The 12,130-nt window shown below is 58.1% G+C and carries 9 protein-coding genes; 1 reads left to right on the top strand and 8 read right to left on the bottom strand.

Translation table 11 applies throughout. From position 1 onward, the window contains the following. Positions 1–193 precede the first annotated feature (193 nt). Both NN484_RS11635 and NN484_RS11630 read right to left on the bottom strand, forming a co-directional pair. Positions 194–1,090, bottom strand: a complete 897-nt coding sequence (locus NN484_RS11635) for a DUF2242 domain-containing protein (RefSeq protein WP_215500974.1) — start codon at positions 1,088–1,090, stop codon at positions 194–196. A gap of 92 nt (positions 1,091–1,182) precedes the next feature. Next, the gene (locus NN484_RS11630; RefSeq protein WP_215500975.1) at positions 1,183–2,082 is read right to left on the bottom strand and encodes a LysR family transcriptional regulator; all 900 of its coding nucleotides are present in this window, start codon (positions 2,080–2,082) and stop codon (positions 1,183–1,185) included. Between the two features lie 120 nt (positions 2,083–2,202). Here NN484_RS11630 and NN484_RS11625 point away from each other — a divergent pair, with 120 nt between their 5' ends. Next, positions 2,203–3,399, top strand: coding sequence for an MFS transporter (locus tag NN484_RS11625; RefSeq protein ID WP_215500976.1), 1,197 nt, complete (start codon positions 2,203–2,205; stop codon positions 3,397–3,399). A gap of 193 nt (positions 3,400–3,592) precedes the next feature. Here the strand turns inward: NN484_RS11625 and NN484_RS11620 are convergent, their stop codons facing one another. The 6 genes from NN484_RS11620 to tig all read right to left on the bottom strand — a co-directional run bounded on the left by NN484_RS11620 (position 3,593) and on the right by tig (position 12,116). Next, positions 3,593–5,464, bottom strand: a complete 1,872-nt coding sequence (locus NN484_RS11620) for a SurA N-terminal domain-containing protein (protein WP_215500977.1) — start codon at positions 5,462–5,464, stop codon at positions 3,593–3,595. A gap of 236 nt (positions 5,465–5,700) precedes the next feature. Then, on the bottom strand, positions 5,701–5,973 hold the full coding sequence (locus NN484_RS11615) for an HU family DNA-binding protein (protein ID WP_008077714.1): 273 nt from the start codon (positions 5,971–5,973) through the stop codon (positions 5,701–5,703). Between the two features lie 148 nt (positions 5,974–6,121). Next, positions 6,122–8,518, bottom strand: coding sequence for an endopeptidase La (gene lon / locus NN484_RS11610; RefSeq protein ID WP_127652111.1), 2,397 nt, complete (start codon positions 8,516–8,518; stop codon positions 6,122–6,124). A 163-nt stretch (positions 8,519–8,681) separates the two neighbouring features. Further along, complete coding sequence (gene clpX, locus NN484_RS11605) at positions 8,682–9,965, bottom strand: ATP-dependent Clp protease ATP-binding subunit ClpX (protein WP_003223632.1); 1,284 nt, start codon at positions 9,963–9,965, stop codon at positions 8,682–8,684. 112 nt (positions 9,966–10,077) lie between these two features. Further along, positions 10,078–10,713, bottom strand: a complete 636-nt coding sequence (clpP, locus tag NN484_RS11600) for an ATP-dependent Clp endopeptidase proteolytic subunit ClpP (protein ID WP_127652112.1) — start codon at positions 10,711–10,713, stop codon at positions 10,078–10,080. Positions 10,714–10,805: 92 nt separating this feature from the next. Continuing rightward, positions 10,806–12,116, bottom strand: a complete 1,311-nt coding sequence (tig, locus tag NN484_RS11595; protein WP_127652113.1) for a trigger factor — start codon at positions 12,114–12,116, stop codon at positions 10,806–10,808. Positions 12,117–12,130: the final 14 nt, after the last annotated feature.

Below are 12,130 nucleotides of genomic sequence, written 5' to 3'. Positions count from 1 at the left end.
GTCAAATGACCAGTGCCTCGAGCATATCGTGCCCGTATGAAGGAAAAGTGAAACCCGGCCTTCATGAAATAAAACGTAGCAGGTGGTCAGGAATTTATCGCGGGATTTTTGTCGGGGGAATGTAACGAGATTTCACATACGGCAGAAACAACTGTGGGAGCTATTTTGCTCCCACAGGGTTTCGTGCCCGGAATTACTGCATCGCCGGAATCGGCTCCGATGGCGGCGGGATATTGGTCGGGTTGGCCGGCGGTGTGATTGTTTCGGTGGCCGGCGCAGGTTCTGCACTCGGTGCCGGGATGATCGGCGCCGACTCGGCGGGAGGCACCACCGGCTCGGACCCCACCGGTGTCGGTGAAACCGGGGTCGGCGCGGGTGTCGCTGCCGGAGCTGCCGGCGCCATGATCTGGGCCGGCTCGACAATCCCTGCCGGCGGCGGCGCAGGCGCTGTCTCTACTGCCGGCGCAGGTGTTGCGGGAGTTGCCGGCGCTACAGCGGCAGGCTTCGGCTCCGGCACACCCAGATCGGTCTTGGGCTTTTCTTCGATGTGCGCGGCTTTCTTCGCGTCTGCTGGCAGGAACAGTTCGACCAGGGTGAAGAAACGCTCGTAGAACTTCTGCGAGGTCACGGTTTCACTGGCGACCTTGACCATCGAATCGTCCGACGAGCCGATCGGCATCGACACCGAGCCCAACACGCCGACCCCGAGGCTGGCGGAGTTGTTGGTCTTCTTCAGCGCATAGCGATCCTGCAGGGCATTGGCGAATACCGTGGCATGGTGCTTGGCACTGCCATCTTCGGCACACACCACGTTGAAGCTGATTTCCAGGTGGGTTTCACCCGTCTGCTGGAAGCTCTTGTGGCCACTGACCAGCTTCGGGTCACTGCTGGTGATGATGTAACCCTGGCTGAGCAGCGCACGACGGGCCGCCTCGCAACTGGCGACATCGGCCACCGGGTAATTGCGAGAATACGTACCGGAATCGTCGAAATTCTCATGCTCATAGATCGGCTTGTCTTTCGAACAGCCGGCGACAGCGGTCAACAACAGCGCCAACCCAACGACACGCATGGGAGTTGAAATCAACATTAAACATCCTGAGGGAAAACGGTCCGGGGCGTATTGTGCAACAGATCGCGGCCCCGCGGCGTACGGATTAGTGTCTTAAAACAGTTACAACTTTACCGATGATGGGCGTCTGGAAAAAGCCGCGCCGATAAATGATCGATAAATACCCGCAATTTGGCGGTTGCATGGCGACTCGAAGGCCACAGCACCCAGAACTGACCGACGTGTTGCAGATGCGCATCGAGGACCCGCTGCAAACGCCCCTGCGCCACATCCTCATGAACCATGAAGTCCGGCAGGCAGGCGATGCCCATTCCGGCCAGGGCGGCATGGTTGATGGCTTCGATGGACGTGCTGACCAGTCGCGTCGGCAAGCTCGGCTCCGGCGCGCCCTCTTCGCGGATCAACGGCCACGGTTCGAGTTTGCCGGTGGCATGAAAGGTGTGCCGCAGGCAGGCATGCTGCACCAGATCAGCAGGCGCCTGCGGGACACCGCGCTGCTGCAGATACAGCGGACTCGCCACCAACACCATGTGAAACTCGCCCAAAGGCCGTGCCATCAGCCGTGAATCTCGCGGCTGCCCGGTCCGAATCACCGCATCGAAACCCTCCTCGACCACATCAACCATACGATCGGTCAGGTCCAGATCCAGCTCGATCTGCGGATACAGCGCCATGAACGCGTTCATCACCGGCATGACCAGCCCGTGCACCTGCGGCAGGCTGATGCGCAGCTTGCCGTGCGGCTGTGACGCCGAATTGCACAGTTCGAACTCGGCAGCCTCCACCTCGGCGAGGATCTTGCGACAACGCTCAAGGAACAGTGCGCCCTCGCTGGTCAGGGTGATGCTGCGGGTGGTGCGATGAAACAGGCGCACGCCGAGTCGCGCTTCAAGCCGCGCAATACTCTTGCCGACCGCCGAGGACGAGACGCCCTGCAGTCGCCCGGCCTCGGTAAAACTACGGGTCTCGGCGACCTGCACAAACACCGAAATACCGCCCAGGCTGTCCATCCCAATCCTCCCATTCACGACATCCGTATCCGATATGTTCGGAACCGTAACCCATTTTTCTCTAATGCGCAGCACCCTAGCCTAGAGCCTTCATCTCCTTCGGCAAATGGACGCTGACTCATGAACGACGCACAACTGACCTCCTCAGGCCTCGCCCACCCGGCCGAGGTCCGCGAACGCTTACCCCTCGGTGCGCTGCTGGCCCTGGCCACCGCGGGCTTCATCACCGTGCTGACCGAGGCCATGCCCGCCGGCCTGCTGCCGCAGATGAGCGCGGGCCTGAATGTGTCGCAGGCGCTGATCGGGCAATTGGTCACGCTGTACGCCATCGGCTCGATGCTGGCAGCCATCCCGCTGACCATTGCCACACGCGGCTGGCGCCGCCGGCCATTACTGTTGTCAGCCATTGGTGGCTTTGCCGTCGCCAACAGCATCACCGCCCTGTCGGAGCTGTACTGGCTGACCTTGATCGCACGCTTGCTCGCCGGGATATTTGCCGGGCTGCTATGGGCATTGCTGGCAGGCTATGCCAGTCGCATGGTCGCCCCACACCTGCAAGGCCGCGCGATCACCGTAGCCATGCTCGGCGCGCCGCTGGCGCTGTCACTGGGCATCCCGGTGGGCACGCTGCTCGGCACCCTGGTTGGCTGGCGCCTGAGCTTCGCCATCATGACCGCACTGACGCTGCTGCTGGTGATCTGGGTGCGCTGGCAAGTGCCGGACTTTGCCGGTGAACGCGCAGGAAAACGCCTGCCCCTGCGTCAGGTCTTCACCCTGCCCGGGGTGCGCTCGGTATTGTTCGTGACCTTGTCCTACGTGGTCGCTCACAACCTGCTGTACACCTACATCGCGCCGTTCCTGCAACCGTCGGGACTGGGCGGCGATATCGACCGGGTGCTGCTGGTATTCGGCCTGGCCTCGGTGCTGAGCCTGTGGATCGTCGGCAGCCTGATCGATCATTGGCTGCGCGAACTGGTGCTGATCAGCACGGCGCTGTTCATGCTCTCAGCCATCGCTCTCGGCCTTTGGCGTGAATCGGCGACAGCGGTCTACATCGCCGTCGCCGTGTGGGGCCTGGCATTCGGTGCAATGCCTTCACTCCTACAGACCGCCTCAGCAAAAACCGCCGCAGAAGCTGCAGATACGGCGCAATCGATGCTGGTGACACTGTGGAACGTCGGGATTGCCGGCGGTGGGCTGGCCGGTGGCTTGCTGCTGGGGAATCCGGGGGTTGGGGCCTTTCCGTGGATTGTTGTGGGGTTGCTGGCATTGACCTTGGGTGCGGCGCTCAGGGCGCGGGGTCATGGGTTTGCGTGAGCGGGATATTGGGGTGTGTCTGCCAAGGACTGAGTGACTGGCAGGCCGCCTTCGCGAGCAGGCTCGCTCCTACAGTGGGATTGGATGTCTACCCCGTAACGAAGGAACCCGAGCCACGGCGAGGGCCGAACGTTGGGGCAAAAAAAACCCCGACCATAAGATCGGGGCTTCCCTTTTACCGCTCAGTCAAACATCAATACCGCTTGATGTCCGCCTGACTCTCCAACTGCTTGCGGAACGCCGCAAAGTCCTGCTGACCTTCACGAGAAGCGAGGAAACGACGGTATTGCGCCTTCTCTTCGTCAGTCGGCGCAACGGCCTCGTTCACACCGTCCAGGCGCACGATCATCAGACTACCGTCCTGCAACGTCACGCTGCTGAAAGTCGGTTTGCCCTTGGCCGCCGGTTTCGGCATGCGGAACAGCGCCTGCAGCACAGTCGGGTCAACCCCTTCCTGAGCGCGAGTCGCCGCCGTCACAACCTTCCAGTTCTGACCGTCAACCGCCTTGTCCAGCGCAGTTTTGCCATCACGCAGACTGGCAATCAACTGCTCTGCCTTGGTCTTGGCGGCAGCACTGGCGTGCTCTTTGGTCAGTTGGGCGCGAATTGCCGTGTTAACGGCTTCCAGCGGCAGTTGCTCAGGCTTCAGGTGTTCCTTGGCACGCAACACGACCACGGTTTCCGGGTCCAGCTCAATGCCGGTGCTGTTGGCGTTTTCTTCCAGCACTTCCTGGCTGAATGCCGCCGCCACCACAGCACGGTTGGCCGCAATACCTTCGCCACCTTCACGGCCGAACGGCTTGGAGGTGTGCACGGTCAGTTTCAGATCCGCCGCGGGTTGAGCCAGGTCAGATGCTTCGAACGCCGAGTCTTCCAGTTGCTTGGTGGCTTCGACGAAACGCTGCTCGACCTGCTGAGTCTTCAGCTCGCGGGTCAGCTTGTCTTTCAGGCTGGCCAGGGTCGGTACTTCCGGTGCTTCAACACCCAGCAGCTTGATCAGGTGGTAACCGAAATCGGTACGCACCGGCTCCGACACCTGGTCCTTGTTCAGCGAGTACAGGGCTTTTTCGAAGGCTGGATCGTAGACGCCAGGACCTGCGAAACCAAGGTCACCGCCATTGTTGGCCGAACCCGGATCCTGCGAGAACTCCTTGGCCAGCGCTTCGAACTTCTCGCCCTTGGCCAGACGCGCCCGGACTTCTTCGATCTTCGCCTTGGCCTGAGCGTCGGTAGTCTTGTCGTTGACTTCGATCAGGATGTGCGCCGCGCGACGCTGTTCCGACAGGTTGGCGATCTCTTTCTGATACGCCGCCTGCAGGTCTTCGTCCTTGACGGCAACCTGGTCGAAGAACGAAGACTTCTTCAGCTCGACGTAATCGACAACCACTTGCTCAGGAGTCATGAACTCCTTGGCGTGCTCGTCGTAGTAGGCCTTGACCTCATCGTCGGTCAGCTTGACTGCGGCCGGATCGGCCTTGACGTTCAGCGAGGCGAAATCGCGGGTCTGTTTTTCCAGACGGGCAAAGGCCAGCACTTCGGCGTCAGTGACGAAACCGCTGCCTGCCACACCGGCGCGCAACTGACCGATCAGCATTTCCTGAGCCAGCATCTGGCGGAATTGCATGCGGGTGTAGCCCAGTTGACGGATCACCTGGTCAAAGCGCTCGGAGCTGAACTTGCCGTCCACCTGAAATTCAGGGGTCTGCAGGATCACTTGATCCAGTGCACCTTCGGAGAAAGCGAATTTCGATTGTTCTGCGCCTTGCAGCAGCAGCTTGCGATCGATCAGCCCCTTGAGGGCCGATTCGCGGAGCATTTTTTCGTCAAGCAAGGAAGCATCGAAGTCCTTGCCCAGCTGTTGCATCAGCTGACGGCGTTGCATGTCAACGGCCTGGCTCAGCTCGTTCTGGCTGATTTCTTCACCATTGACCTTGGCCGCATCGTTAGTGTGCGTGGTGGCCTTGAAAATGGCATCGAAACCGGTCAAAGCCATCAGTGCAACGATGACCCCGATAATGGTCTTGGCAATCCAGCCTTGTGAATTGTCCCTGATATTCTGCAGCATGCGTCCCCCAGAAACGGTTGAACTTCAAAAATTTGGCAACCGTGGAGCGTGGGTAGAATCCGGATAGAAGAAAGGCGCATCCGAGGATGCGCCTTCTCGTAACTGGCGGAGCGGACAGGGCTCGAACCCTCGATCCCGGCGTTACAGACCACTGTTTCAGCGACCTGCTCTACCGCTCCGCTGCCAAGTCAGGCATGACCCCGACCCGGATGGGTAAAAACCTGAAACAAACTAACTTAGTTGACTGCTTCTTTCAGTGCTTTACCGGCTTTGAAACCTGGCTTTTTAGCAGCAGCGATTTGCAGCGTCTTGCCGGTCTGTGGGTTACGACCAACGCGAGCTGGACGATCAGTCACGGAGAAAGTGCCGAAACCAACCAGAACAACGGAGTCGCCAGCCTTGAGAGCGCCAGTGACGGATTCGATTACAGCGTCCAGCGCACGGCCAGCAGCAGCTTTCGGGATATCAGCGGATGCAGCGATAGCATCAATCAGTTCCGACTTGTTCACTCTAAGTCCCCTTATATCTATTTTGAGATGATTCTAAGTTTTTTGGTGAAAGCAAAAACGAGTGCTGAATGGCCTACAGACACTTAAGAGCCGCTTTATAACAAGGGCTCTAAAAAGCTGTCAAGGAAGCCCCCCAGGCAAAAACGTATTAATGCGTGCTAATTCTTTCCTTTGAATCAGACTCACGTTTTTCGTCCTTGGAAACTATCTCCGGAGCCACATCCGGCAAGGGCTCCGGCGCGTATTGCAGCGCAATTTGCAGGACCTCGTCAATCCATTTAACCGGTTTAATCTGCAGATCCTGCTTGATATTGTCAGGAATCTCCTTCAGATCGCGCACGTTCTCTTCCGGAATAATCACAATCTTGATTCCGCCGCGATGCGCCGCGAGCAGTTTTTCCTTCAGACCACCAATCGCCAGCACCTGACCACGCAGAGTGATCTCACCGGTCATGGCGACATCGGCGCGCACCGGGATCCCGGTCAATGCCGAAACCAGTGCCGTGCACATGCCCACACCGGCGCTAGGACCGTCTTTCGGCGTTGCCCCTTCCGGCATGTGAATGTGGGTGTCGCGCTTCTCGTGGAAGTCCAGAGGAATACCCAGACTCTTCGCACGGCTGCGCACAACGGTCAGCGCGGCAGTGATCGATTCGACCATTACGTCGCCCAGCGAACCGGTCTTGATCAACTGACCTTTACCCGGCACCACAGCCGCTTCGATGGTCAGCAATTCGCCGCCCACTTGCGTCCAGGCAAGGCCAGTCACCTGACCGATCTGATCCTGCTGTTCAGCCAGACCGTAGCGGAATTTGCGCACACCGAGGAAATGTTCCAGCAGATCAGCTGTCACTTTTACCGAGAAGCGTTTTTCCAGCGCATGCTCTTTGACGGCCTTGCGGCAGACTTTGGCAATCTGCCGTTCAAGGCCACGCACACCCGCTTCACGGGTGTAGTAACGGATGATGTCGCGGATCGCTTCTTCGTCGAATTCCAGCTCGCCCTTCTTCAGACCGTTTGCAGCGATCTGCTTCGGCGAGAGGTATTTCACGGCGATATTGATCTTTTCGTCTTCGGTGTAGCCCGGCAGGCGAATGACTTCCATCCGGTCCAGCAGCGCCGGCGGGATATTCATCGAGTTCGAGGTGCACAGGAACATCACATCGGACAGGTCGTAATCGACTTCCAGATAGTGATCGTTGAAGTTGTGGTTCTGCTCCGGATCGAGCACTTCCAGCAACGCCGACGCCGGATCGCCACGCATGTCGCTGCCCATCTTGTCGATTTCGTCAAGGAGGAACAGCGGGTTGCGCACGCCCACTTTTGTCATCTTTTGAATCAATCTTCCCGGCATCGAACCGATGTAGGTCCGGCGGTGACCACGAATTTCCGCCTCGTCACGCACGCCACCCAGGGCCATACGCACGAATTTACGGTTGGTGGCGTGGGCAATCGACTCCGCCAGCGAGGTTTTACCCACGCCAGGAGGGCCGACCAGGCACAGCACCGGGCCACGGATCTTCTTCACGCGCTTCTGCACGGCGAGGTACTCAAGGATGCGCTCCTTGACCTCTTCGAGGCCGTAGTGATCGGCATCGAGAATGTCTTCAGCACGCGCCAGGTCGAGGCGTACCTTGCTTTGTGCCTTCCACGGCACCTGAACCAGCCAGTCGATGTAGGAGCGCACCACGGTGGCTTCAGCGGACATCGGCGACATTTGCTTGAGCTTGTTCAGCTCGGCGGTGGCTTTCGCCAGGGCATCTTTCGGCAGCCCGGCAGCATCGATGCGCTTTTTCAGCTCTTCGATTTCGTTGTGACCTTCGTCACCGTCGCCCAGCTCTTTCTGAATGGCCTTCATCTGCTCATTCAGGTAGTACTCGCGCTGGCTGCGCTCCATTTGCTTTTTGACGCGGCCACGAATGCGTTTTTCAACTTGCAGCAGATCGATCTCGGCATCCAGCAAGGCGAGCACGTGCTCGACCCGGGCCGACAGATCGATGATCTCGAGGATTTCCTGCTTCTGCTCGATTTTCAGCGCCATGTGCGCAGCCATGGTATCGACCAGGCGCCCAGGCTCATCGATGCTGTTGAGCGACGACAGGACTTCAGCCGGGACTTTCTTGCCCAACTGCACATATTGTTCGAACTGCGACAGCAGGCTGCGCACAAAGACTTCCGACTCGCGCTCGGCGGCGTCGACTTCCTCGATCAGCGAGACTTCGGCACGGCAATGGCCGTCGACTTCGCTGAAGCGCTCTACAGCGCCGCGCTGCTCACCTTCGACCAGAACCTTGACGGTACCGTCCGGCAGCTTCAGCAGCTGCAGCACAGTCGCGATGGTCCCTACGCGATAGAGAGCGTCTTCACCGGGATCATCATCAGCCGGGTTTCTCTGGGCCAGCAGCAGGATCTGCTTGTCGCCCGTCATCGCAGCCTCGAGGGCTTCGATGGATTTCTCGCGCCCCACGAACAGCGGGATAACCATGTGCGGATAAACCACGACATCACGCAATGGCAGGAGAGGCAATTCGATGGTTGTCTTCATGATTTCGCCTCTACGGCGGCCATATGGCCGTAATCAGATGGAATTAAGCTTGAAACCAAGATGGGGGCTGCCTTGAAAAAAAACAAGCGCAAAGCGGATGTAAAAAACGACATAAAAAAAAAGAGGCCCGAAGGCCCCTTCTTTGTTCCGGCAGTGTGAACGCTTACGCGTCCGGCGCTGCCTTGGCCGTCGGCTCACTGTTTTCGTAGATATACAGTGGCTTGGACTTGCCTTCGATCACGCTTTCATCGATGACGACTTTGCTCACCTCGGACTGCGAGGGAATTTCGTACATCGTGTCGAGCAGCACACCTTCGAGAATCGAACGCAGGCCACGGGCACCGGTTTTACGCTCCAGGGCACGCTTGGCGACCGATTTCAGTGCGTCGGTCCGGAATTCCAGATCCACGCCTTCCATCTCGAACAGCTTGGCATACTGCTTGGTCAGAGCATTTTTCGGCTCGGTGAGGATCTGCATCAGCGCAGCCTCATCCAGCTCGTCCAGCGTCGCGAGGACCGGCAGACGACCGACGAACTCCGGGATCAGACCGAACTTGACCAGATCGTCAGGCTCGACTTCACGCAGGGATTCACCGACTTTCTTGCCTTCCTCCTTGCTGCGCACTTCTGCATTGAAACCGATGCCGCCCTTGGTGGAACGGTTTTGAATAACCTTTTCCAGACCAGAGAACGCACCACCGCAGATGAACAGGATGTTACGGGTGTCGACCTGCAGGAATTCCTGCTGCGGATGCTTGCGGCCACCTTGCGGCGGAACGGAAGCGACCGTGCCTTCGATCAACTTGAGCAAGGCCTGCTGCACGCCTTCACCGGAAACATCGCGGGTGATCGACGGGTTGTCGGACTTGCGGGAAATCTTGTCGATTTCGTCGATATAGACAATGCCCATCTGGGCTTTTTCCACGTCGTAATCGCACTTTTGCAGCAGTTTCTGAATGATGTTCTCGACATCTTCACCTACGTAACCGGCCTCGGTGAGGGTGGTTGCGTCGGCGATGGTGAACGGAACGTTCAGCAGGCGGGCCAGTGTTTCGGCCAGCAGGGTTTTACCGGAGCCTGTCGGGCCGATCAGCAGGATGTTGCTCTTGCCGAGTTCGACGTCGTCAGCCTTCTTGTCACGCTGGTTCAGGCGCTTGTAGTGGTTGTACACCGCTACGGCCAGAACCTTTTTCGCACGCTCCTGACCGATTACATACTGATCAAGGATGCCGCTGATTTCTTTAGGCGAAGGCAATTTATGCGCGCTGCTTTCGGCCTGTGCTTCCTGCACCTCCTCGCGGATGATGTCATTGCACAGGTCGACGCACTCGTCGCAGATAAAGACCGAGGGGCCGGCAATCAATTTGCGCACTTCATGCTGGCTTTTGCCACAGAAGGAGCAATAGAGCAGCTTGCCGTTGTCCTCGCCGTTGCGGGTGTCAGTCATTCGTTCGATCCAAATCCGATAGGCTTGCAACACAAGATGAAGGCTATTGCGGGCTTTTTCAAGCCCGCTGGTGGTCGGACCTGCCGACCAACCCTATTTTGAGCTGCTTATTTTACGCGGGACGCTGGCTGATGACTTCGTCGATCAGGCCGTATTCCTTCGCAGCTTCTGCACTCATGAAGTTGTCGCGGTTGGTGTCGCGCTCGATTTCTTCAAGCGTACGACCGCTGTGCTTGGCCATCAGCGTGTTCAGACGCTCGCGGATGAAGAGGATTTCCTTGGCATGGATTTCGATATCCGACGCCTGGCCCTGGAAACCGCCCAGTGGCTGGTGAATCATCACGCGCGAGTTCGGCAGGCAGTAACGCTTGCCAGGTGCACCGGCGGTCAGCAGGAATGCACCCATGCTGCACGCCTGACCAATGCAGGTCGTCGATACGTTTGGCTTGATGAACTGCATGGTGTCGTAGATCGACATGCCCGCTGTCACCGAACCGCCCGGGGAGTTGATGTAAAGATGGATGTCCTTGTCCGGGTTTTCCGCTTCAAGGAACAGCAATTGCGCACAGATCAGGTTGGCCATGTAGTCCTCTACAGGACCCACCAGAAAGATTACGCGCTCCTTCAGAAGGCGCGAGTAGATGTCATAGGCGCGCTCGCCACGAGCAGATTGCTCGACAACCATCGGGACCAGGCCGCCTGCGGCCTGGATATCAGAGTTCTGCTGAATATACGAATTACGGAACATGCTCTGCAGTCACTCCCAAATAGTTATGTCTTGAATACGCATAAGCCAGCTCGAAGGCTGGCTTATGTGTGTACTTCTTAACGCAAAAACAATCAGTCGGCTTTTGGAGCTTCTACCGGCTTGACCGCTTCTTCGTAAGAGACCGATTTGTCGGTCACGCTAGCTTTCTGCAGAACAGTATCCACAACTTGTTCTTCCAGCACAACCGAACGAACTTCGTTCAGTTGCTGCTCGTTCTTGTAGTACCAGGACACAACCTGCTCAGGCTCCTGATAAGCCGAAGCCATTTCCTGGATCATTTCACGAACGCGGGCTTCGTCAGGCTTCAGGTCGAATTGCTTGACCACTTCAGCCACGATCAGACCCAGCACTACACGGCGCTTGGCTTGCTCTTCGAACAGCTCGGCCGGCAGTTGGTCAGGCTTGATGTTGCCGCCGAACTGCTGAACAGCCTGCACGCGCAGACGGTCAACTTCGTTGGACAGCAGAGCCTTTGGCACTTCGATCGGGTTGGTGGCCAGCAGACCGTCCATTACCTGATTCTTGACCTTGGACTTGATGGCCTGACGCAGTTCACGCTCCATGTTCTTGCGAACTTCGGTGCGGAAACCGTCGATGCCGCTTTCCTTGATACCAAATTGAGCGAAGAACTCTTCGTTCAGCTCAGGCAGCTTAGGCTCGGAAACAGTGTTGACAGTCACGGTGAACTCGGCGGTTTTGCCAGCCAGGTCCAGGTTCTGATAGTCCTCAGGGAAGGTCAGGTTCAGAACGCGCTCTTCGCCCGCCTTGGCGCCAACCAGGCCTTCTTCGAAGCCCGGGATCATGCGACCGGAACCCAGCACCAGCTGAGTGCCTTTGGCGGAGCCGCCAGCGAATGCTTCGCCGTCAACCTTGCCAACGAAATCGATGTTCAGCTGGTCTTCGTTCTGCGCAGCGCGATCGGCCACTTCGAAACGGGTGTTCTGCTTGCGCAGGATGTCCAGCATCTTGTCCAGATCAGCGTCAGCCACGTCAGCGCTCAGGCGCTCGACAGCGATGCCGTCGAAACCGGCAACGGTGAACTCAGGGAACACTTCGAATACGGCTACGTATTCCAGGTCCTTGCCGGCTTCCAGCGACTTCGGCTCGATCGAAGGCGAACCGGCAGGGTTCAGCTTCTGCTCAACCACAGCTTCGTAGAAGGAGGACTGGATGACATCACCAACAGCTTCCTGACGAGCGTCAGCACCGAAACGGCGCTTGATTTCGCTCATTGGCACTTTGCCTGGACGGAAGCCAGCAATCTTGGCCTTTTGGGCAGTCTGCTGCAGACGCTTGTTGACCTGGCTCTCAATGCGCTCAGCCGGCACGGTGACGCTCATGCGGCGCTCAAGAGCAGTAGTATTTTCAACAGAAACTTGCATGGATATTCCTCGTT

The organism is Pseudomonas serboccidentalis, assembly GCF_028830055.1.
Taxonomy (GTDB): Bacteria; Pseudomonadota; Gammaproteobacteria; order Pseudomonadales; family Pseudomonadaceae; genus Aquipseudomonas; species Aquipseudomonas serboccidentalis.
Note: the sequence above shows the minus strand (reverse complement) of the source record. Positions and strands in the feature narration are given on the sequence as shown.

Excerpts from the sequence above, each read along its gene's own strand:
- clpX (WP_003223632.1), bottom strand. The coding sequence starts at position 9,965 with ATGACTGACACCCGCAACGGCGAGGACAACGGCAAGCTGCTCTATTGC.
- tig (WP_127652113.1), bottom strand. The coding sequence starts at position 12,116 with ATGCAAGTTTCTGTTGAAAATACTACTGCTCTTGAGCGCCGCATGAGC.
- NN484_RS11625 (WP_215500976.1), top strand. The coding sequence starts at position 2,203 with ATGAACGACGCACAACTGACCTCCTCAGGCCTCGCCCACCCGGCCGAG.
- NN484_RS11620 (WP_215500977.1), bottom strand. The coding sequence starts at position 5,464 with ATGCTGCAGAATATCAGGGACAATTCACAAGGCTGGATTGCCAAGACC.
- NN484_RS11635 (WP_215500974.1), bottom strand. The coding sequence starts at position 1,090 with ATGTTGATTTCAACTCCCATGCGTGTCGTTGGGTTGGCGCTGTTGTTG.
- NN484_RS11630 (WP_215500975.1), bottom strand. The coding sequence starts at position 2,082 with ATGGACAGCCTGGGCGGTATTTCGGTGTTTGTGCAGGTCGCCGAGACC.
- clpP (WP_127652112.1), bottom strand. The coding sequence starts at position 10,713 with ATGTTCCGTAATTCGTATATTCAGCAGAACTCTGATATCCAGGCCGCA.
- lon (WP_127652111.1), bottom strand. The coding sequence starts at position 8,518 with ATGAAGACAACCATCGAATTGCCTCTCCTGCCATTGCGTGATGTCGTG.